This is a genomic window from Pseudoalteromonas sp. DL2-H2.2, assembly GCF_021532535.1.
In the GTDB taxonomy this organism is placed as follows: Bacteria; Pseudomonadota; Gammaproteobacteria; order Enterobacterales; family Alteromonadaceae; genus Pseudoalteromonas; species Pseudoalteromonas rubra_A.
Genome location: NZ_JAKGBD010000002.1, coordinates 1 through 21,206, shown reverse-complemented (window position 1 = coordinate 21,206; position 21,206 = coordinate 1). Strand labels below are relative to the sequence as shown.

20 protein-coding genes and 1 tRNA gene are annotated in these 21,206 nt (G+C 47.2%); 16 read left to right on the top strand and 5 right to left on the bottom strand.

Annotated elements, in window-relative coordinates:
* Positions 1-5 precede the first annotated feature (5 nt).
* From L1285_RS02665 to L1285_RS02655, 3 genes are all read left to right on the top strand, one after another.
* Entirely contained in the window at positions 6-659 is a 654-nt protein-coding gene (locus L1285_RS02665; protein ID WP_235410904.1) for a FlgO family outer membrane protein, read from the top strand.
* A 2-nt stretch (positions 660-661) separates the two neighbouring features.
* On the top strand, positions 662-1,321 hold the full coding sequence (locus tag L1285_RS02660; protein WP_046003493.1) for a FlgO family outer membrane protein: 660 nt from the start codon (positions 662-664) through the stop codon (positions 1,319-1,321).
* A gap of 129 nt (positions 1,322-1,450) precedes the next feature.
* A tRNA-Arg gene (locus L1285_RS02655) sits at positions 1,451-1,525 on the top strand.
* A 129-nt stretch (positions 1,526-1,654) separates the two neighbouring features.
* Here L1285_RS02655 and L1285_RS02650 read toward each other — a convergent pair.
* On the bottom strand, positions 1,655-2,845 hold the full coding sequence (locus L1285_RS02650) for a flagellar assembly protein T N-terminal domain-containing protein (RefSeq protein ID WP_235410903.1): 1,191 nt from the start codon (positions 2,843-2,845) through the stop codon (positions 1,655-1,657).
* A 134-nt stretch (positions 2,846-2,979) separates the two neighbouring features.
* On the opposite strand from L1285_RS02650, the gene L1285_RS02645 reads away from it, so the two are divergent.
* The 3 genes from L1285_RS02645 (at position 2,980) to L1285_RS02635 (ending at position 4,440) form a co-directional block, all read left to right on the top strand.
* Complete coding sequence (locus tag L1285_RS02645; protein WP_235410902.1) at positions 2,980-3,474, top strand: LPP20 family lipoprotein; 495 nt, start codon at positions 2,980-2,982, stop codon at positions 3,472-3,474.
* A 130-nt stretch (positions 3,475-3,604) separates the two neighbouring features.
* Positions 3,605-4,096, top strand: coding sequence for an ImmA/IrrE family metallo-endopeptidase (locus L1285_RS02640; protein WP_235410901.1), 492 nt, complete (start codon positions 3,605-3,607; stop codon positions 4,094-4,096).
* The gene (locus L1285_RS02635) at positions 4,096-4,440 is read left to right on the top strand and encodes a hypothetical protein (protein ID WP_052713011.1); all 345 of its coding nucleotides are present in this window, start codon (positions 4,096-4,098) and stop codon (positions 4,438-4,440) included. Before L1285_RS02640 ends, L1285_RS02635 begins: the two co-directional genes overlap by 1 nt.
* A 15-nt stretch (positions 4,441-4,455) precedes the next feature.
* Here the strand turns inward: L1285_RS02635 and flgN are convergent, their stop codons facing one another.
* From flgN to flgA, 3 genes are all read right to left on the bottom strand, one after another.
* Positions 4,456-4,884 carry a flagellar export chaperone FlgN gene (flgN, locus tag L1285_RS02630; RefSeq protein ID WP_235410900.1) on the bottom strand — a complete coding sequence of 143 codons (429 nt, stop codon included), beginning with the start codon at positions 4,882-4,884 and terminating at the stop codon, positions 4,456-4,458.
* 7 nt (positions 4,885-4,891) lie between these two features.
* On the bottom strand, positions 4,892-5,215 hold the full coding sequence (flgM, locus tag L1285_RS02625; RefSeq protein ID WP_235410899.1) for a flagellar biosynthesis anti-sigma factor FlgM: 324 nt from the start codon (positions 5,213-5,215) through the stop codon (positions 4,892-4,894).
* 71 nt (positions 5,216-5,286) lie between these two features.
* Entirely contained in the window at positions 5,287-6,000 is a 714-nt protein-coding gene (flgA, locus tag L1285_RS02620) for a flagellar basal body P-ring formation chaperone FlgA (protein ID WP_046003499.1), read from the bottom strand.
* Between the two features lie 139 nt (positions 6,001-6,139).
* Between flgA and L1285_RS02615 the strand changes: the two genes are divergently transcribed.
* From L1285_RS02615 to L1285_RS02585, 7 genes are all read left to right on the top strand, one after another.
* Complete coding sequence (locus L1285_RS02615; protein WP_010386777.1) at positions 6,140-7,072, top strand: chemotaxis protein CheV; 933 nt, start codon at positions 6,140-6,142, stop codon at positions 7,070-7,072.
* Between the two features lie 17 nt (positions 7,073-7,089).
* Complete coding sequence (locus tag L1285_RS02610; protein WP_235410898.1) at positions 7,090-7,923, top strand: CheR family methyltransferase; 834 nt, start codon at positions 7,090-7,092, stop codon at positions 7,921-7,923.
* A 229-nt stretch (positions 7,924-8,152) separates the two neighbouring features.
* Positions 8,153-8,404 (top strand): hypothetical protein, encoded by a 252-nt coding sequence (locus L1285_RS02605; protein WP_235410897.1) that lies wholly within the window; start codon positions 8,153-8,155, stop codon positions 8,402-8,404.
* Positions 8,405-8,497: 93 nt separating this feature from the next.
* Positions 8,498-8,743 (top strand): hypothetical protein, encoded by a 246-nt coding sequence (locus L1285_RS02600; protein ID WP_235410896.1) that lies wholly within the window; start codon positions 8,498-8,500, stop codon positions 8,741-8,743.
* Positions 8,744-9,130: 387 nt separating this feature from the next.
* Positions 9,131-10,000, top strand: a complete 870-nt coding sequence (locus L1285_RS23820) for an AraC family transcriptional regulator (protein WP_235410895.1) — start codon at positions 9,131-9,133, stop codon at positions 9,998-10,000.
* A 496-nt stretch (positions 10,001-10,496) separates the two neighbouring features.
* Positions 10,497-11,891 carry a S41 family peptidase gene (locus L1285_RS02590; protein WP_235410894.1) on the top strand — a complete coding sequence of 465 codons (1,395 nt, stop codon included), beginning with the start codon at positions 10,497-10,499 and terminating at the stop codon, positions 11,889-11,891.
* Between the two features lie 606 nt (positions 11,892-12,497).
* Positions 12,498-14,075 carry a S8 family serine peptidase gene (locus L1285_RS02585; RefSeq protein WP_235410893.1) on the top strand — a complete coding sequence of 526 codons (1,578 nt, stop codon included), beginning with the start codon at positions 12,498-12,500 and terminating at the stop codon, positions 14,073-14,075.
* A gap of 133 nt (positions 14,076-14,208) precedes the next feature.
* On the opposite strand, the gene L1285_RS02580 is transcribed toward L1285_RS02585, so the two are convergent.
* The gene (locus L1285_RS02580) at positions 14,209-14,703 is read right to left on the bottom strand and encodes a MarR family winged helix-turn-helix transcriptional regulator (RefSeq protein ID WP_235410892.1); all 495 of its coding nucleotides are present in this window, start codon (positions 14,701-14,703) and stop codon (positions 14,209-14,211) included.
* A gap of 443 nt (positions 14,704-15,146) precedes the next feature.
* Between L1285_RS02580 and L1285_RS02575 the strand changes: the two genes are divergently transcribed.
* The 3 genes from L1285_RS02575 (at position 15,147) to L1285_RS02565 (ending at position 20,946) form a co-directional block, all read left to right on the top strand.
* Entirely contained in the window at positions 15,147-16,268 is a 1,122-nt protein-coding gene (locus L1285_RS02575; protein WP_235410891.1) for an efflux RND transporter periplasmic adaptor subunit, read from the top strand.
* Positions 16,265-19,354 (top strand): efflux RND transporter permease subunit, encoded by a 3,090-nt coding sequence (locus L1285_RS02570; protein WP_235410890.1) that lies wholly within the window; start codon positions 16,265-16,267, stop codon positions 19,352-19,354. The genes L1285_RS02575 and L1285_RS02570 overlap by 4 nt, the downstream gene beginning before the upstream one ends.
* Positions 19,355-20,316: 962 nt before the next feature.
* Positions 20,317-20,946, top strand: coding sequence for a cold-shock protein (locus L1285_RS02565; protein WP_235410889.1), 630 nt, complete (start codon positions 20,317-20,319; stop codon positions 20,944-20,946).
* The last annotated feature ends 260 nt before the right edge of the window (positions 20,947-21,206 follow it).

The window sequence follows — 21,206 nt, the reverse complement described above, 5'->3', positions numbered from 1 at the left end:
CAAAGATGAAAAAATCTGTGATAGCACTTGTGTTACCCACCCTGACTTTATTTGGGTGCGCACAACTGGGTATGACAAAACACCAGGAAACCGCCACGTCACCGGGCAAATTCAGTGCGGCTGAACAATTTCAGGCTCATCCCAGGGGCGTGCAACAAATGTCTGTATCACAACGCATGGCGGCCAAAAATGTGACGCACTATGTACAGAAGCTGATGCAGGACATGGTGAGTAATGTGAAATACATTAATGACCAGACGCCGGTGGCGGTATCGAGTTTTGTCTTTTTAGACGAAGACTTTAATCATGCGACCTTGCTTGGCAACCAGATTGCCGAAAGCTTTATTCATGAGTTGCATAACTTTGGCGTTCCGGTGATCGACTTTAAAACCACGGACTTTATGCGTGTCACCAAGCACGGGGATTTTATCTTCAGTCGTGACTTTTTAGAGCTCTCTGATGAGCTGCCATTTAAATACGTACTGGCAGGCACCTTGACCCATCATCAGGGGGGGATCTTAGTGAATGCCCGGATCGTGGGTATGCAAAGCAAAGTGGTAGTAGGTACTGCCCAAGGGTTTTTACCTCAGTCAGTGGTGAATGCGCTAAGAGACGGTGCTATCCACGAAGGGATCCGGTTACAACGAGCGGGTGAGTGATCATGAAAACACGCATTCTGAGTGGCTTAACGCTGTCGATAGTCATGTTGAGTGGCTGTCAGATGATGGGGACACAGCCGGCGCCACAGGCAGTGGAAACCACCCCCATGACGCCCAAAGTGGCCAAGTTTAGAGAGATAGAAGTGCTTTATGAAGCTCTGGAGGAACAAGCGCCAGAGGCCGAGCAGCCGATTGACCCAGGCTTTATCAGCGAACGACACCGTAAACAGGTGGCCAACTATGCATCTCAGATAGCGCTTGAGCTGTCCGACTCTTTATTAGGCGTGCACCCTCATTCCGTGGCGGTCACAAGCTTTGTGAGCTTTGATGATACGCTCAGAAGCAGCAATCAGCTGGGTAATCAGCTGGCCGAGAACCTGATCCATGCTTTCCAAAAGCTGGGTTATGCTGCGCTGGATTTCAAGTCACAGCAACAGATCCAGGTCACCCGCAGTGGCGATTTTTTGTTTTCCCGCGATAGCAGAGCCTTACCGGGTAAACCCGAGCCCAGCCACGTGCTGTCGGGTACTATGATTTATCGCGACCGGGGCGTAGAAGTCAATGCGCGGCTGCTCGATTTTGAAAGCCGGCTGGTGGTTGCCAGCTGTATGGTGACTATTCCCTACTTTGTGTTAGATTCCGGCGCAACCGCGGCCAGATAGCCATTTAGCGGCAAAGCGCTGATTTTTCCTTTGCCGCAGCTCACCCACCGTAAAAACATCATTTATTGTATTAAGAATCAAATGGTTGACCAATTAAGCGAAAACGCTTAGTATTTTTCGCAGCGACACGGCCTCTTAGTTAAATGGATATAACAGCCCCCTCCTAAGGGGTAGTTGCAGGTTCGATTCCTGCAGGGGCCGCCAGCTACTTTTCTTTTAAATCAACCCCGATACAGCAAGCAAACCTCATTCTGAACGACCTGAACTCGGATAAGTGATCCTCATCATGAGAGGGTGACTAATTTTATCGAGCGTACTTTTGATGTTGTGCGGCTAAAGCGCAAAGTCTTCCTGGGTTTGTACCATGACTTCCACCAGATCGTTGATCTGAATGTTATTCAGCGGGCGCTTTGATATGTTCTCGGCAATCGCATTTTGTGCATTTACTTGAGTAATACGCACCTGATTGAGGGTCTTAATACTTTGCGGAAAAAACTGGTTGGTCGAGCCCTGCATGTCGCGGCGGTGAGAGATTGTTAGCACCTGGCCAATTTCAATACCATGATTGCGGCCCAGGTTGATCACCAGCTTGCCCTGTTCCCGGTGCAGGATCTTGCCTTTGCTGGGCAGGCATGACAGTGCCGAGTCCAGATCCTGCGCTACGCTGTTAAAAACGCTCTGGATCTGTTTGGCGTAGTTGGTACGCCAAAAGGTATCACTGTAGACATCAACAATTTTGGTCTTTTCGAAAGGCCAGACGCCACTGACGGCATAGTGTTTTTGCCAGACCTTGTCTCGGGTCAGGGCATCAAATGCAACAAAGTCGATTTTAAAGCTGCGCACGTATTCTTCATCCTGCCAGAATGCGTAGTCATCGTTGGTTTTATCTCCCGCAGCAACGTCCGTGATCTGGCTCATTAGCACGTACTGGCTATTACTTAGGGTGGTCAGCGAATCGATCAGCTGTCCATCGTATTCAAAGCGTTGGGTAAAAAACGGACGGGCATTGATCGCATGATCCAGATAGGGGATCGGCTTAACGGTGAGATTGCGTTGTGCCAGTGTATGGTAAAGGCGTTCACTGGTGGCTTTAGCAATGTCAAAAATTTGACCCAGGCGTGCCTGATGCGGCTGAATAAGCTGACTTTGTGTGATGGTCACCTGTTTTGCCACCGCCGCTTGTGCGCACTGCTCCAGTTTGGGGAAGATGTCAAGGTGCAAAGTAACACTGACGACCCCATCTTGCTTTTGTTCAGAAACCAGGTTGATCTGTTGGATCTCGCCATGACTTTTTATCTTGATCTGATCTTGCGTGAGCACGCCATCCGCCAGGGTCTGAACGCTGGATACGGTCGCACCGGAGAAGATCAGCGCCTGAGTGATGGCATCCTGCACCGCCTCCTGGCGTGCTTCGGCCAGATCTTCGGTGTGCGCATTGGCATAGCCCGTTACTTCAAACCACTCTGCACTGGCCCCAAAACTGGCGGTAGCCAGTAACACACTCATAATACGCGACAATTTCATGACTTTATTACCGAACTCTAAGCAAATCTCTATACTGAATCAGCAAGTCTCGTGCCAATGGTGTTGGCAAGGTTTGTGCATACAGAAACCTTACTTGATGATATGGCCAACGGGCCACACAGAGGAGTTACCCTATGAATCAGTTTAGAGCGCTTTGGCATCAACGGATAGTCAGCCTGGTTAAATTCTGTGTTGTTGCAACAGGACTAAGCCTGGCGGGATGTAGCTCTATTATAGATAAGCATGTTGAATACAGTTATGTAAAACCCGATTCTTACCCTGTGCTTAAGGCGGTTGGCTATGCGCCACTGAGTTCACAGCCCGGCAGCAGCGACACAGAAAAAATGCTGATGGCCATTAAGGTATCTAAGCTTGAAGCCTATCGTGAGCTGGCTGAGCAGGTATATGGTCACAGATTAAGTGCCAGTACCACGGTACAGGGCGCAATTGCACAAAACGACGGGTTACGCAGCCAGGTACAGGGCTTGATCCGCGGTGCTAAGGTAATGAAAAGCTATGCGGTTGGCGATATTTATACCACAGAGCTGGAGCTGGATATGAAGCGGGTTCACGATTTGTATATCGGTGAAGTTAAACCACGCAAAGTCGAGCGCGTCACGTATTACTGAGCGAGCCTGACGGGTTAGGGCGGTAAATTATGTCCTTTGCTTTCATTGTGCCTTCAATTTATACTGTTTAAATATACACATCACCTCAGCGATGCTGAGGTGCATAGTAAGGTTAATGGGAGATTTGTCGGTGCTTGATCCGAGAAATGAAGCGCAAAAGGTGCTTAAACGTTTGTGGTGTGACTGTCAGTTTCCGGTTGACCCTGTGACCATTTGTAAGTCGCTTGGTCTGGACGTTGTAGAAATGGCGCTACCAGATAAGGTGTCGGGTGCGTTGATCAAAGAGGCGGGTGCCGATCCGGTTATCGTGTTACATCAGGACGACCACCTAAATCGCAAGCGTTTTAGCTGTGCCCATGAGCTTGGCCATTATATTTCCCGTATTGAGTCTGACAATACAGACAAAGAATACGAATATATTGACCTCAGAGGCCCCAGCGCGTCTACCGGCGAAGACGAGGAAGAAGTGTTCGCCAACCAGTTTGCTGCCAACTTATTAATGCCCAATGAAGAAGTGAAAAAGCTGCATCGTAAGAAAATGGCCCACTTTGAAATGGCGCTGCATTTTGGTGTGTCCGTTGAAGCCCTCAAATATAAGCTCAATGCGCTGGAGCTGTTGTAATGACGCAAAACAGGGAAGATAGTAAGGCCGAGCAGTCATCGTTTGTTGCGCAAATTAAACACAACGTCAAAGAGAACAAATTCACCAATGTTGACCCTATGCAGGCGCAGAAGGTCAAAGATGCCGAGTCTGACCGTGGCCTGAAACAGCGTTATGCTTTGTGGTTTATCGTTATTCTTGCCGTACAACTTTTGATTATGAACTTAGTGCTCGTACTGGTGGGTATGGATAAGTTGCATTTTGAAGAATGGACACTGAATTTGTACATGGCGGGAACGCTGGCCGAGGTGTTCGGCGTGATTCTGGTGATCACCAAAAACCTGTTTCCCACCAAAGCCGAGTAGATTTAGCCTGAGCACTCAGGCTTTAAGATTTTTAACCAACTCACCCATATTAGAGACCACACTGCCATCTTGCCCATAGGTCATCGAGGTGGGCGCGCCGATCAAAATGTCTTTCAGCTCACGAACGGTTAGCTGTGCCTGGTGCGCAGCCTGGGCGTTAACGTCATTTTGTCTTTTGCAGCGATACAGTAAGTCTTTAACCTGCTCGGTTAACGGGGTGATTTCTTCGTGGCTGAACGTGGCCTGCGGGTATTTAGACAGATCTTTATCCAGCTTTTGCAACTGATTAAGGGTCGTAAGCTTAGTGCGGGCGATTTCTTTGAGGTTGTCGCCGTTGCGAGAAGCAAGCGCGTCCAGTTCATCATCCAGAAGCTGGGTCAGAGCTTCCAGAAGATTAATTTGCGCTGTTAGCTGATGGGCACACAGTGCCGTTTGGTCGTCCACTTATACTCTATCCAAATAAATCGAACTCAAAGGCGGCAATGTTCTTAGCCAGCTTTTCGCTGTCTACCTGATACTTGCCCTCGGCAATGGCTTTTTTCAGTTCATCGACTTTTTTACTGTCGAAAGACGGTGCCTGTTGCGCTTTTTCCTGCAACCCTTTCAGTTGCTGAGCTTGCGGCGTCAGACTCACTGAGTCGGCAGCGGTTTTAGCTTGCGCTTGTGGCTTGGCTGTCGTGTTGCTTGCTTCATTTCTTTGTAATTCAGCACGTTGTTGCTTTGCATTCGTTGCAACATTGTTCGGCTGATTTTGACCGTTAATGTTGTTTACCATGATGATGACCCGTTAGTTAAATTGCTTCAGCCTTTATATCGGCAAGCCTTTCGCTTACTTTAGCAAAAAAATCAGATTTTGACTGCTACTGAATCAACATCTTTCACCCGTGCAAGCACCGTTTTTCCTGACCTCGCATTTTTGACCCGGATCTGCTCTCCTAAGTTCCCATCCTGCAAGGCAATACCATTGGTTTTAATCATAAGTGTGCCATCACTGGCCAGAATTGTCACGTTATCGCCTTTGCAAATCATGCAAATCTGAAACATGCTAAGCGGTTTACCCTGTTGGATGCGGCGTTTGGTTTTGCTGCCCACAAGCAGTGCCATATCGTCAATATTGGCCGCACGAACAAAGTGCTTGGGTCGCATCTCGATTGTTAAATCCTCTGCAGTTAACAGTACGCCTTTATCAAGCATACGGGTGCTGACAATCACAGGGAGCAGTGTTTCGATTTTTACATGAACAAACTGGACCCACGACTCCAGGTCGTCACAGCGCACCATAACCGTCACCTGACGATTAAAAGGCGGGCTGGATTTGCTGCTAACTTGCAGTGGTTGCAGGCATTGACGTTCAGGAATGCGGGTATCCAGTGGTAACGCCGTAACGTGCTGCTCTTCTTCTGCCTGAGTGGGCGCAGGGGTCTGCGTTGCAATAAAATCTATTGCTAATTTCTCAATGTCTTTTGACTCATAGGTTTGACCATAAGCAAATGACGTGGCTAAAAAATATGCCACTATGGGAAAGAAATAAGCGGATAATGTAATTTTTAACAAACTCATGATGTTTCGACTATGCTTATGGGGTGAAACAAGGTATAAAGATTTTGCGTGATTTGCCTCACCGCTTCAAGGGCGACTTTGAATGGTAGAGTACAAGCAAACATTGTTCCGATAAGCAGTTTTATAGCAGGAGAATGACATGGCAGGTATTTTGGACTCAGTAAACCAACGAACGCAGTTGGTGGGTCAAAACCGACTTGAACTTTTACTATTTCGCCTCAGAGGGCGCCAACGCTTTGGGATCAATGTATTCAAAGTGAGAGAGGTACTACAGTGCCCACCCCTGACGGCAATGCCCAAGTCCAATGCGTTTATCAGAGGCGTTGCACACATTCGGGGGCAAACCATTTCCGTGATCGACATGTCGTTGGCTGTCGGCGGGCCACCTATCGAAAATATCAAAGACTGCTTCATCATTATTGCTGAGTATAACCGCTCTGTGCAGGGGTTTTTGGTGGGTGCGGTTGAGCGCATTGTAAATATGAACTGGGAAAAAATAATGCCACCGCCTTCAGGCGCAGGGCGTTATTCCTATCTGACTGCGGTCACCGAAATTGAAAATGAGCTGGTTGAGATCCTCGATGTAGAAAAGATCCTTAACGAGATCTGCCCAATTAACACTGAAGTGAGTCAAGAAATTGTCGCCGACGGTGAAATGCAACGAGACCTGGGTGAGCGTATTGTCTTTATTGCCGACGATTCTGCGGTAGCACGTAATCAGGTCAAGCGCGCACTGGAGCCATTAGGTGTGCAGACTGAGCTGGCCAAAAATGGTAAAGAAGCCCTGATCCGCTTGAAGGAAATTGCGGAGATGGATTGCCAGAACGATGTCACTGAACGCGTGGGCTTATTGATCTCAGACGTTGAAATGCCTGAAATGGATGGCTACACCCTGACCGCAGAGATAAAAGCGGATCCTAAACTGGCGCCTTTGCATGTTATTTTACATACTTCATTGAGTGGCGTATTTAACCACGCAATGATCGAAAAGGTCGGTGCTGATGACTTTATTGCTAAATTTAACCCCGATGAATTGGCAACAGCCGTGAAGAAATGGGTTCATTGCGATTAATTAGTGGCGGTAATACTTTGGAAAATAAACACTTAGAACAAAGCGAGTATGACCAGTTTCGCACTTTTTTAGAACAACAGTGTGGGATTGTACTGGGCGACAATAAACTTTATTTAGTAAAAAGCCGACTGGCGCCCTTAATGTCTCGTTTTAGCGTTGACTCTCTGTCAGCTCTGGTTAGTAAAACGCTCAGCCCGCACGAGCGGCAATTGCGTGCCGCTGTGGTGGATGCGATGACCACTAACGAAACCCTGTGGTTTCGTGATCAATATCCTTTTGAGCTACTTAAAACGAAGATCTTCTCTGAATTTAAAGATCTGCGTCGCCCTGTTAAGATCTGGTCTGCGGCCAGTTCATCCGGGCAGGAGCCTTATTCTATTGCCATGTCGGCCAATGAATTTCAGACATCAAACCCTGGCGCGTTGAAAATGGGTGTTCAGATAGTTGGTACAGATATCTCAAATACCATGCTGGATATGTGTAAAAATGCCGAGTACGATGCGCTGGCATTGGCACGCGGTTTATCGCCGGAACGTAAAAAGAAGTTCTTTTCAGACAGTGGTAACGGGATGGCGAAAGTGAATGAGCCCATTCGCCGCATGGTTAACTTCAGACATTTAAATTTGCTCGACTCTTATGCATTGCTGGGCAAGTTTGACGTAATTTTCTGTCGTAATGTACTGATTTACTTCTCGCCGGATGTTAAAGCGAAGATCATCAGCCAGTTTGCGCAGGCGCTTAACCCTAAAGGGTATTTGTTCCTTGGTGCGTCTGAATCTATGGCAGGTCTGAATAACGACTTTGATATGCTGCGCTGTAACCCGGGTATCATTTACCAGAAAAAAACCTAACTTTTTTGTCGGCCGCTGTGTGCGGCCCGCTTATTCCTGCTAGGTGTCTTTCAGCGGTCTCTTCATAGAATCAACCTCGCAGACATAACCCCTTAGAGCGAATCTTTATACACTGACGATGATGGCACAGTTAGCCAAGGCAGTTACATCCAGGCCATCCTGTTATGTCCAGCCAAAGTGTTCCCAGATATACTTCACTTTATTCAGTATTAAATTTTTACCGTGACTCATGGCGAAACCCAATAAAAAAGGCCCTACCAGAACCGTCGATATTTTTTGTGCCAACTGTAAGGCTCCGCTGTACAAATACCGAAAGGGTGGAAAAGGCGCACTGGTTAAGTGCTTTAAAGAACGGATTGTGACGGATCGCACTAAGCTTGACGGTGTGTGTCCGGGTTGTGACACCGTGTTTGCCCGAGATACGCTGGTGCGTGGCACACCCGCCTTTAAAATGATTGGTGGTAAAGTGTTTTGCAAATAAGCCCTGCACTTATTTGTGCCATTTTTCCATGAGTTTAATAAAAAGGTACAGAACAACAAAAACAAATAGTTTGTTCGAGTAAAGGTGGTTGATGTGAGTGTGCTTTTAGCTGTTTCTTTGTCAGTAATTTTAACGGTAGGCCACGTTGCCGTCAGGTTTTTCGACTGGGTTAAAAGCTATCGCTATGTTTATATGCTCCAGTTTGGTGCGTTTTTTACTAGTTTTTCTGTTGCTGAACGTTTCCTAAGTGGTAGCGATGCACATTTTACCCTGGGGTGTATTGGGTTCTTACTCACTGTATTTAATCTTTTTTTAATGTTCTCTAAGTGGCGAAACTGAGCTACTTTAAGTCGCATCGTAAAGTAGGGCTTGTGTTAGGAGGTAATATGGGAAACCCTGTGGGGGTTGTTCTCTTAATTGTTGCAGTTGCCGCTTTTTCGTATGGTGCAAATTGCTTGTTTCGGTTCTTCATTGGCTTTTGGGGAGAAAGAAGCATAAAAATAGGTTGTCTGTTGAAAGGTGTTATTTCAACTCTAACCGCGTTTTTCATATTCGTTGTTATAACCAGCAACGCGGAATACTTTAAACTGAAGCGCATCGAACCTAATTCCACTAAACTCGAGTCAGAGTAGTCGCCCTTCACCTACACAAAAAAACAGGCTGGCGTATATGCGCGTTAGTCAATTACTATAACAGGCAATAGAAACGCATTGACGCGATATAACAGTGGAACAGTTAGACTACAAAGAAATCTTGCCACCCGGCTGGCTATCTTCTTATGTGGAGCCGTTTTGGATCCACAGAGTGACTGGCTGCGCCTCATTTTTTCCACAAGGTGTATTTGAACTCCTGTTTCATAGTATGCCATTGACATACTCGTCCGTGATTCATGAACCAAAAACCGTGCCTGCCGGTGTCAGTCTCGTTGGACAGCAGTTAACAGCATATAAAATTTCGAGTGCGCAGCCACAATGGGTAGCAGGGGTGAGGCTTAAACCTTTTGCATACTTTCAGCCCCAGCAGTTAGCTGCATCAGAAGTTAAAAATACCATTGAAAGTATGCAGCATGTGTTTGCTAATAGTCTGGAGTTAGAAACATTATTCGAGTGGTTAAAGGCTTGCCCGGAGCAGCTACCTGAAATCCAGTTTCAGCGCATCATGGCAACGTTAATGCTCTGGCTAAAAAGACTATTTTACAGTCCTGATTTTGCCTTTCCAGAGCTGTTGAGGGCGAAAACTAACACCATTCTTGATGCGCGAGGCAATATTCTGATTGCAGATATTTGCGAACAATTTGAGGTTAGTAAAGTGACCTTGCGTAATCATTTTGTGTCAAAAATTGGCTTGTCACCTAAGGAGTTATGCAAAGTGTGGCGGATGAACAGCTTTTTACTCAATGCCTCGCACAATCCGGGTGACCTGACTGGCGCTGCTTTGGCATCCGGATACTTTGATCAGGCACACTTAAACAGAGAGTTTAAGGCTGTGATTGGACTGACACCCAAAGCTTATTTAGCGGGCCAAAATGTCTATGATAAGCATCAGTCATCTCAGGTTGTGTATAGTCGTTTTATTGGCCACTACGACCCTTTCTGAGTCCTTTACTTTTTTACGGCTGTGATTGGCCTGACACCCAAAGCTTATTTAACGGCTTAAAATGACGGCTATGATAAGCATCAGTCATCTCAGGTTGTGTACAGTCGTTTTATTGGCCACTATGACCCTTTCTGAGTTCTTTACTTTTTTACGGCTGTGATTGGCCTGATACCCAAAGCTTATTTAACGGCTCAAAATGACGGCTATGATAAGCATCAGTCATCTCAGGTTGTGTATAGTCGTTTTATTGGCCACTATGACCCTTTCTGAGCCCTTTACTTTTTTACAATTCATTTTCTGCGAAATGATTGGCCTGACACCCAAAGCTTATTTAACGGCTTAAAATGACGGCTATGATAAGCATCAGTCATCTCAGGTTGTGTACAGTCGTTTTATTGGCCACTATGACCCTTTCTGAGCCCTTTACTTTTTTACAATTCATTTTCTGCGAAATAGCTAAGAATAGGAAAAACAAACAAAACAGTGAGTTTTACCTATGAAATTAAAACATCTAACAACAACCGCGGTTGTATTGGTGGTGGGACTGATTGGTGCACCGTCATATGCAAATGCGATAACACAAGGTGAAAAAGCAGCTGCGATTGAAAAGATAACACAGTTGATGAGTGAGCATTATGTCTTTCCAGAGGTTGCAGCACAAACTAATCGTAAGCTGCACAAGGCTTTTCAAGCCGGTCATTTCGCGTCTATGCAAGATCATGCATCATTTTCCAAGGCTTTGACCGAGTGGTTAAGAGCAACGGCAAAAGACGGGCATTTAAGAGTACGTGCCAATCCCGTAGGTGAACAGATCACCGGGATAGAGTCTTCAATACGCGATGACTTACTCAAACCCACACGCCATAAGTTCCTAAATTATGGTGTACTCAGTGCAAATGTATTAGAAAACAATATTGGCTATATAGAGTTACGCTCATTTTATCGCTTAGCCGACAGCAAACCCTATATTGATGCAGCGATGAAGATGATGGCAAAAACCGATGCCGTCATCATCGATCTGCGAAAAAACGGAGGAGGGTCGCCACGAACGGTCCAGTACTTGTGTAGCTATTTTTTTGACGAAAAGCTTCTGCTGAACAGCCTTTATTTTCGCGAGGGTAATGAAACAACGGATTACTATGTGTTAGATGAAGTCGGTGGCAAGAAGATGCCTGATGTGCCTCTTTACGTTTTGACCAGTCGCAAGACCTATTCCGGTGCAGAAGAATTTAGCTATAACATGTTGACGAGAAAGCGGGCGACACTAGTCGGTGAAACGACCGGTGGGGCCGCCAACCCTGGAGGGATGTTCACGATAAATGATGAGCTGCGTATGTTTATTGCGACAGGTACAGCCATTAACCCTGTTACCCAATCAAACTGGGAAACGGTTGGCGTGAAACCGAATGTGGAAATTGGTGCAGACGACGCGCTGGATAAAGCCATTGAAATGGCCAATGAAGTGGTTGAGAAAAACTGGTTGGCCGAGCAGTCCCGACGGGAAATTGAGATAGATCGGCTGCTTGCTTTATTGCAACAAGTAAGGCTGAGCGATAAACCCATCGCTGACATTAAATCTGCCTATGCAGGTAAGGTCTCAGAACTGGTAAAGAGATTACCTGCGCCAGATCGGGTGATTGCCGAACTGGCCTATGAGTATTGGGATAAAGAGTCAAAATATGCTGTGTTTCTTTTTGATGTAGCGGTGCGGCTGAATAATCAAAATATGTACTTTTTCGCTTACTGGGCCAGAGCGCTTGCCAAGCTTGACAATATGCCGCAGGCAATAAGTGTACTCAAGCAGGGATTGAAACTGGCAGCTGATAAGGAAGACGAACAAATGCTACTGAGTACTTTGGCTGAGCTGGAAAAATCTGCAGTTAAGCTTTAACTGCGAGGTTACACCCTGCGGGGTGGGTTACATGGAGAGTTGCATAAGAGAGTTGCATGGACACCCACCCAAAATTAATTGGTTTACAGGGCTGTGGAAGTACATCGTAGCAGCTTTGCTGGATTGCTCAGATTGCTTGGCGCTATCCTGAAGCCACTAATTATCATTAAAAATGACCTCCCTCAAAATGAGGTGGGCTCAGTGGGGCCCATCAATTTCTACACTGAATATTCTTCATACTTTAATCTTAGTTCCCTGAATTTCATCACCTATGTGCTGTTTGAGTTGTAATTTTCCATCAATTTCTGTCAAGCGGAATTACGTTTTGATCATTATTTTTACATTAAAGATCAATATTTATGTCATTTTTAACAGTTGACCAAAGGAAATGTTATAACAGTTTTTGCGTTTGTATGTTGCTTTTTGAACTTTTCAGTTGCTACCTTTATTAACAGTTTTACAACACAAAACTGACATGTTTATCGCGGTAGATGGCCTTGTTGTATCGGTACAAGTAGTTAAACCACTTGCTCGCCTCGCCTTTCAGGGCAGGTATTTGAGTGCATTGTCAGTTAGAAAAAAGTGATAATACAACAAGGAGAAGACATGAGTACCAAACGCTTCAAACTAACAACGCTATCTACCCTAATGCTGACTGCGATGAGCTTGCCTGCTTTGGCACAAGCGCCTGTTTTTCAAGGTCATACAGAAGACGCTAAGTTGCAGATTAAGTCTAAAAAAAGCGACAGTAATCGCTACATTATTCGCTTTAAAGAAGAGTTGTCTGGTGGCAAAAACAGTTTTAATAATTTTATTGCGCTCAACTATTTGTTTACAGCGGGCGCCGAGCCACTGTTTGCACTGAATGGCCAGCAAGCTATGGTGGCGGAACTGGACGAATATAGCCTGGAAACACTGCGCAGCTTCTCGTCTGTTGAGTCAATTGAAATAGACCCCAAACGCTACGTGTTGCCGCTGGCAAAGTCCGCGAGTCAAATCGTGCCTTTTGCGCAGAGCACACCCTACGGCATTACTATGGTGCAAGGTCACTTACTGCCCCAGTCTAATACCTCCGCCAGAAAAGTCTGTGTGATTGATACGGGTTATAACCTCGGCCACCCAGATTTACCCTATGGCAACGTCACCGGGGTTGCAAACAACAGCGCAGTTGGTCAGTGGAACAACGACGGCAATGGTCATGGTACTCATGTAGCAGGTACCATTGCGGCAGAGGACAATAACCAAGGGGTGGTAGGCGTTTACCCGGGCGTTGATTTACACATAGTCAAAATTTTTGATGATAACGGGCAGTGGACCTTTGCTTCTAACCTGGTGAATGCCATTCAGCAGTGTAAAGATGGCGGTGCTCAGGTCGTCAACATGAGTCTGGGTGGCGGCAATTACTCTAACAGTGAAAATACTGCGATGCAGAACTTTGTTGACGGTGGCATGATTTTGGTGGCCGCAGCGGGTAACGATGGTAACAGCTCCAAGTCTTATCCGGCTTCGTATAACTCGGTTATCTCTGTGGCATCTGTTACCTCAAGCGAGAACCGCTCGTCGTTCTCTCAGTACAATGATCAGGTTGAACTGGCGGGCCCGGGCTCCAGTGTTAACTCTACTTATCCAACCAATACTTATCGCAGCTTAAGTGGTACGTCTATGGCGTCACCGCATGTTGCCGGTGTGGCGGCATTGGTATGGAGCCACAACAGCCAGTGTAACAACCAGCAGATCAGGGCGGCGCTCAATGCAACTGCCAAAGACAAAGGCGCAGCTGGGCGCGATAACTATTACGGACATGGTATTGTTCAGGCCAAAGCTGCATCGGATCACATTGCTGCGAACGGATGTCAGGGTGATGACAATCCGGGTGGTGTGACGCCTGTCAATGGCTCTTTGCCAAATCTGCAGGGCAGCCAAAATGCCTGGACGCACTACACCTGGGATATTCCACAGGGCGTGAAAGAGATGAGCCTGACCATCACAGGTGGCACAGGAGATGCCGATTTGTACGTCAGATATAATGCCCAGCCTGATGCAAATAACTACACCTGTCGCCCCTGGAAGGACGGCAATGAAGAGCAGTGCGTCTTCACTAACCCAAGCGCGGGCGTGTGGCACATCAGTTTGTATGGTTACAACAGCTACAATGGTGTGACATTAAACTACTCGTATAAATAATCGGCAGTTTGCCGGGATTACCCAAAAATAAAGGCGCTCCGGGAGCGCCTTTTACAAACTCAATGCTCGCACTTGGGATAGTTCCCCAGGGGAGCGTTTTTATATTAACTTTGATATCAGGTGCTAAGCGCACTTAGTGATGCAAATTAACCAGTAGTTTCTTTAGCAAGTTTGCCAGCTGCTGCTGTTCTGCCTCCTCCAGTGGGGACAGTAAATCACTGCCTTTAGCCACATGCTCACAGATCACTTCATCAATCAGTTGCAGGCCTTGTTCAGTCAATGAGACCAGTACGCCCCGGCGATCATTGGGGTCCGGGCTACGCTTAACCAGATCTTTCGCTTCAAGTTTATCAATGCGGTTGGTCATAGAGCCGGAAGTCAGCATTAATGTCTGTAACAACTGGTTTGGCGTTAATGTATATGGCTTGCCTGAACGACGCAGTGTTGCCAGAACGTCGAACTCACCGCCGTTAAGGCCGAACCGGCTGAATACACCATGTAATTCTTTACTGAATACCGCACTCGTTCTGACCAGGCGGCCCATGACGGCCATAGGCGAGGGGTCGATGTCGGGCCTTTCTTTTTCCCATTGAGCAATGACCGTATCTACCAGATCCTCTTTTTGCATAACAATGACTTCTCTGTTTTCTTTGATGGCTTAAAGATACTGCATAATAAATTTGAAGAAAAGAGTTATAGCATCAAATATCTTCAAGAGAAGTATGTGGCGGTTAAGATAAATTTGTCTTCGCATGGGGCTTATGCCGCACAGCGCAACAACTGGATCTTTGACGGCGAACAAACAGCTGAGGCAAAGACGTGTCGTCTTCTTTTTATACCGGAAGCATGCTGTTCACAGATTGGTTCTTGTCGGCAGTGTGGCGGGTATTTGGCTGTGGCATACGCAAACCAGAAACAGTGCAGCAGTTGGAAAGGACAACAAAGGCATTGACAAAATTATTTGAATATATATCTTTATATAAAGATTCTTTAGTTGATGTGTCTTTTTGTGAAGTTTGATTCAGGTGCAGTCTTTGGACTGCCCTAAGGTAAAGGAATAAGGAGAAAGTCGTGAATATTAATCCCTGGATTTCAACAGCGAGCGTTGTTGCCACTTTGGTGGTAGGCAGTATTGCCCTTAAGGGGCGCATGATCGAAGCACGTAATACCGAGTTTTCAGAGCAGACCGCCACGGTAGAAGCAATGCGTGTAGAGACGGTGCCGTATCAGTCATACATAGATATCAGTGGTGTGATTAAAGCGCCCCAGACCATTAATTTGGTGAATGAAGTTGCGGGCAAAATCACCCAGCTGTATTTTAAATCGGGCGACTTAGTCAAAGCGGGTGAGCCCCTGTTAGAGATTGATCATGCAGAAGAGCTGGCACAACTGGCCGCGGCCAGGGCGCGCGTCTCGCAGCAGGAAAGCACGCTGTTGCGCTATCGCAACCTGCACGAGCGCAACAAGTTCAGCGATCAGCAACTGGAAGAAGCCATCACTCAGCTGGCTGAGTACCGCGCACAGGTCGACTTACTGACTGCTCGCATCGAGAAAAAAGTCATTAAGGCACCGTTTACCGCCCGGGTTGGCATTCACGATCTGCAAGTCGGTCAATACCTGGCAGCGAATACTGTCCTGACTAACATGGTTGGTCTTCAGGCGCACATGTGGGTGGATTTCTCCGTACCACAAACCTATAAAGCGCTGGCAATCAATACGCCTATTCGTGTGTCTGTTGTGGGTGACAAGGCAGCCCCACAAGTCGCGTATGTTGAATCGGTAGAGCCAGGTATGAGCGCCACATCCAGACAACTAAAGTATCGTGCCCGCATCGAGCGTACGGAGCAGCTGAATGCAAACCAGCTGGTCAAGATCAGCCTGCCTGTTGGCGCACATCAGCAAGTGATTGCCGTCCCTTATCTGGCCATCGTGAAGGACCAGCTAGGCGACTATGTTTACCTGCTGGAAAAGGACGAGCAGGGCACACTCAGAGCAACACGCCAGCAGGTCGAGCTGGGCGAGCGCTTGGGCGATAGGGTGATGATCACCGATGGCCTGGAGGAAGACCGGCTGATTGCAAGCAGCGGGGCTTTTAAACTGCGCAGTGGTCTGAAGACCTTTGTTTCTGAACCTCAGCAATCACAGCAGGCTGTGGCGATGGAAGATACTCGCAAAGAAGGAGTGTCGCTATGAAAAATGCAGCCCACTTTATGGATAGATTTGTCACTATGCCGGTGCTGGCCGTGGTGTTATCCGCCATGATCTGCATCGGCGGACTGTGGTCCGTATTGAAGATCACAGTGCTGCAATTTCCCAAGATTGAAAGTTCGTCTTTGGTGGTCTCGACCACTTATACCGGCGCATCGGCCGATACGGTAAAAGGGTTTGTGACCGAGCCGATAGAGCGTGTAACAGCCACGGTCCCCGGGATTGACTATGTGGAATCCACCACAACGGCTGGGGTCAGTACAGTGACTGCGTATCTAAATCTGAATGAAGACAGCTCCAAGGCACTGGCTGAGCTGACCGCACGGCTGGGCCAGGTCAGCTACATGTTGCCGTCAGAATCCGAAGATCCGGTGGTGACTGTGCAACGTGCCGACAGACCACACGCTTTGTTCTATCTGAACATTGAAAATCAAGGCGTGTCGCTTATTCAGTTAACGGACTACTTGTCACGTCAGGTTACACCCGTGCTTAATGGCATTGAAGGGGTGCAGCGTGTGGCGATAGAGGGTAGCCGTACTCCGGCACTGCGAGTAGACCTGGACTCAGCGAAACTGGATGCGTTTGGCCTGAGCGCCGACGAAGTTTACAGCGCACTGGCTGCAAACAACACCATTGCCACCCTGGGCTTTACCGAGACCAGCAAGCAACGCATTGACCTGGTGGCCAACACCCAGCTGAAAGATTTGAATGATTTCAAGCGCATGGTGATCAGACAGGCAAACAACGAAACCATTTATCTGCGTGATGTTGCAACGGTCAGGCTGGGCTCTGAGCAGCCCACCATCAGTGCCCGTTTAAGTCAGCAAGATACGGTATATATTTCGGTCTGGCCGCTGCCTGGTGCGAATGAAATTGCCATTGGTGATGCCTTATATGCGATGACCGATGAAATCAATGAAACCCTGCCTGATGGTATTCGCATTAACTATGCCTACGACGGCACTTTATATATGCGTGATGCACTGAATGAAATTTTCAAAACGCTGGTTGAAACCGTTGTGTTGGTGGGCGCTGTGGTGCTGTTCATGATGGGCTCATTCAGAAGTGCCGCTGTACCGCTGGTGACCATTCCAATCTCCATTCTGGGTGCGGTTGCTGCCATGTATGTGGTCGGTTTCTCTATGAACCTGCTGACGGTACTGGCCATTGTGTTATCAGTTGGCCTGGTGGTGGACGATGCCATAGTGGTGGTCGAAAACGTCTCACGCTACATCCGCGAAGGTAAGCCTAAGTTACAGGCTGCACTGCAAAGCTCAAGGCAACTGTTTGTGCCCATTGTGTCGATGACGCTGACACTGGCGATGGTATACCTGCCAATTGGCTTCCTGTCCGGACTGACCGGCGTGTTATTTAAAGAGTTTGCCTTTACACTGGCGATTGCCGTGGTGATTTCCGGATTTGTTGCTGTGACCTTATCGCCCATCATGAGTGCGTATGTGACGCCGCCGGGGGGTAAAGAAACTAAGCTGACACGCAAAGTAAACGCCGGATTCGACTGGTTACGTAGAAAGTATAAAGCGCTGCTGAGTGCTTCATTAAACTGGCGCAATCAAATCTTGCTGGGCGCCATGGTGTTAAGCCTGATGGTCGTACCGTTTTTCACCGGCTCGAAAAAAGAGTTAGCCCCGGTTGAAGATCAAAGCCAGATTTTTGTACTGGTACAGTCTCCGCCTGAGTCATCACTGACTTATAACGAAGACAACATGCATGGTGTGGTTGATACCTTACTGGACATGCCGGGCACCACGCAGATGTGGCAAAACATCTTCACCAACAGTGCATTTGGTGGGGTAGAGTTCATCAGCGCATCCAAGCGTGACTATACCACAATGTCATTGATCCCTGAGGTGTATGGGCGCCTGGCACAACTACCGGGTATCAACCCGCTGCCCATTCTGCCTTCGCCTTTACCCACAGCGGGCCAGTTTGATGTGGAAATGGTGGTCAAATCCTCAGCCAGTTATGAAGAAATGAAACAGTATGCCGATCAGCTGATAGGCAAAGCCTTTGGCAGTGGCCATTTTTTGTATGCCGACACGGACCTGAAAATTGACTTACCACAAATTGAGGTAACCCTGAAACGCGAACAAATCGCGGATTTAGGGATGGATCTTGCCCATGTCAGTCGTCAGCTGGGTATTTTGCTCTCTAACAACTATGTGAACCGCTTTGACGCCCGAGGTAAGGCCTACCAGGTCATCCCTGTGGTCGACAGCCAGATTAAAACGGATCCGTCGAAATTACTGAGCCTGCAAATCAAAGCGCACGACGGCACTCGGGTTCCTTTGTCTGCCATTGCCGAGATCAACTGGACCACAGTACCGCGTCAGCTGAGCAGCTTTGGTCAACAAAATGCGTTTCGTATCTTCGGTGGTGTGCTGCCAAGCTCAACCAAAGAAGCGGCTTTAACGGCGCTCGAAGAAGCCGCTAAAGAAGTACTGCCTCCTTCTTACATGATTGATTATGCCGGTGAATCAAGACAGATCAGACAGCAAGGCAACAGCCTGCTGGGTGTTATGGCGGTGTCTTTGGTGATTGTTTATCTGCTACTGAGCATTCAGTTCAATAGTTTCAGAGATCCGCTGGTGGTCTTGCTGGGCAGCGTACCACTGGCCATGATGGGCGCACTGGCACTGTCTTACTTTGAGCTGACCACGATGAATATTTACTCGCAGATTGGTTTAATTACTTTGATAGGCCTGATTGCGAAAAACGGTATCTTGATTGTGGAGTTTGCCAATCATTTACAAGAGGAAGGGTGCAATAAGCTGGATGCTGTGGTTGAATCAGCAGCCACCCGCTTACGTCCTATCCTGATGACCACCGCAGCAACCGTGCTTGGCCACTTCCCACTGATGCTGGTAACAGGCGCCGGTGCTGAGGCACGCAACAGTATCGGTATCATCCTGGTTGCTGGCATGATGGTAGGCACCTTATTTACCTTATTCGTATTACCGGCTTTCTACGTTAAGCTCGCAACGCGTCGTGAGGCACGTAATGCTCAAACCCAGGAGACTGTGAATGCAGCGCCAACGCTTGCCATGAGCTAATAAGTAAACCATCTAATATGCCGCAGCATTCGAACTTCTAAGGCTCCAAGTTGCAGCAAAGCGCCAGCATCGCCTGGCGCTTTTTTGCGTTGGTTGACTATGCAAACACTCGCTCAGGGTGCAACCAAAACGGGCAACCACTCCGTCATCCCGGACGCGTGCGAGCCGGGATCTACTTAAATACCATGCAGTAGTTCCTCAATGAAAACAAACCTGACCAACAGCTCCGTCATCCTGGATGTAGGCGAGCCGGGATCTACTTAAGCACCATGCAGCAGTGCTTCAACGGAGACAAACCCGACAAACCACTCCGTCATCCCGGACGCGTGCGAGCCGGGATCTACTTGAACCCCCGCAGTAGTTCATCAATGAGGATAAACCTAACAAACACTCCGTCATCCCGAATGCATGCGAGCCGGGAGCTACTTGAACACCACGCAGTAGTTCATCAACGAAGACAAGCCTGACCAACAACTCCGTCATCCCGGACGCGTGCGAGCCGGAGTCTATCTGAACACCACGCAGCAGTTGTTCAATGAAGACAAACCCGACAAACAGCTCCGTCATCCCGGACGCGTGCGAGCCGGGATCTGCTTAAGTTCTACTCAGAAGCAAACCTATTAGAAGGTGAGACAAACCGAACGGCATAGCGACCCGATTTACTTGCCTGGCAAATGAATATGGGGGGAACGACTCTGCCAATGCAGTATGCAAGGGGGGAGTAAGTCATGTAGTGTTGAAATCACAACTCCTTGCCAAATAGGATAAAAGTGGGTCTAATAATACGCACAAATAACGTTGTTCAGGCAGGGAATGAGTCAGTTTGTAACGGTTTAAACCATAAACGGTTCAAAACAAAAGTCTCTCATCAAAAGCAATTCCCATAGCATAAACCATACCAACCGGATACGGCGTACAGGTAGCAGTCTAGTTCAACAAGCGATTATGCGTACTGCGTACGCATGAATACTAAAGCGTTAGAAAGACAATTAAAGTTAAAGAGTGGAGTTTCAGTGAAGGGAAAAATAAAGTTTTTTTCTAAAGAAAAGGGTTTTGGTTTTGTTGTTGCCGATAATGGAACAGAGCATTTCCTCGGAGTAAGGGAGGTCGTTGGTGCAGATTTACCGAACAATGGAGATTTAGTAGAGTTTGAATCACGTAACGGAAAGAAAGGGCCATATGCAGCGAAGCTAAAAATAATTAAGTCATCAGAAAACTCAGAACGACGAGATGACAGGGTGGTTTGCCCTTCATGTCAGAAAAAAGTATTTCCCAAGCTGATACATGATCGAGGTGCATTTGGTGACCCCAAGCCTCGAAAGTCGTTGTGTCCTTTATGTGGTGCTACTGTAAAGGATTTTTCAGGTTGTTTCATTGCTACGTCGGTTTATGGTGACTTTGATGCTCCTGAAGTATTGTTTTATAGACATTACAGAGACAATGTACTTAAAACCAATTTCTTAGGTAGAGTACTTATTAAATTGTACTATCAAGTGTCCCCATCGATTGTAGTTCTTCTTGAAAAATCACCTCGAATATCTCATATGGTAAAAAAGCAACTTGATAAGGCGGTGCGTAAAGAGTCCCTCTAATAAAATAAACAATTAAGAATAAACAATTAAGAAAGACACCCTGCCTTATTTGTTCTTATTGCGGGTCCATAAAAAATGAATACAAGCGCTACTGCAAATAAAGAAGCGAAAAGTTTCAGAGATCGGGCTTTACGGATGAGCATTTTCAGTCGAAGCAGTAGTTATTTGATATTTTTGGCACGGTTAAGTGCTGCCAGAGATAGACAGTCATCACTGACCCCAGGGAAAATGCAATACTAACCTAATAAGCGCTCACAATT

Excerpts from the sequence above, each read along its gene's own strand:
- L1285_RS02665 (WP_235410904.1), top strand. The coding sequence starts at position 6 with ATGAAAAAATCTGTGATAGCACTTGTGTTACCCACCCTGACTTTATTT.
- L1285_RS02660 (WP_046003493.1), top strand. The coding sequence starts at position 662 with ATGAAAACACGCATTCTGAGTGGCTTAACGCTGTCGATAGTCATGTTG.
- L1285_RS02650 (WP_235410903.1), bottom strand. The coding sequence starts at position 2,845 with ATGAAATTGTCGCGTATTATGAGTGTGTTACTGGCTACCGCCAGTTTT.
- L1285_RS02645 (WP_235410902.1), top strand. The coding sequence starts at position 2,980 with ATGAATCAGTTTAGAGCGCTTTGGCATCAACGGATAGTCAGCCTGGTT.
- L1285_RS02635 (WP_052713011.1), top strand. The coding sequence starts at position 4,096 with ATGACGCAAAACAGGGAAGATAGTAAGGCCGAGCAGTCATCGTTTGTT.
- flgM (WP_235410899.1), bottom strand. The coding sequence starts at position 5,215 with ATGGTAAACAACATTAACGGTCAAAATCAGCCGAACAATGTTGCAACG.
- flgA (WP_046003499.1), bottom strand. The coding sequence starts at position 6,000 with ATGAGTTTGTTAAAAATTACATTATCCGCTTATTTCTTTCCCATAGTG.
- L1285_RS02615 (WP_010386777.1), top strand. The coding sequence starts at position 6,140 with ATGGCAGGTATTTTGGACTCAGTAAACCAACGAACGCAGTTGGTGGGT.
- L1285_RS02605 (WP_235410897.1), top strand. The coding sequence starts at position 8,153 with ATGGCGAAACCCAATAAAAAAGGCCCTACCAGAACCGTCGATATTTTT.
- L1285_RS02590 (WP_235410894.1), top strand. The coding sequence starts at position 10,497 with ATGAAATTAAAACATCTAACAACAACCGCGGTTGTATTGGTGGTGGGA.
- L1285_RS02585 (WP_235410893.1), top strand. The coding sequence starts at position 12,498 with ATGAGTACCAAACGCTTCAAACTAACAACGCTATCTACCCTAATGCTG.
- L1285_RS02580 (WP_235410892.1), bottom strand. The coding sequence starts at position 14,703 with ATGCAAAAAGAGGATCTGGTAGATACGGTCATTGCTCAATGGGAAAAA.
- L1285_RS02570 (WP_235410890.1), top strand. The coding sequence starts at position 16,265 with ATGAAAAATGCAGCCCACTTTATGGATAGATTTGTCACTATGCCGGTG.
- L1285_RS02565 (WP_235410889.1), top strand. The coding sequence starts at position 20,317 with ATGAATACTAAAGCGTTAGAAAGACAATTAAAGTTAAAGAGTGGAGTT.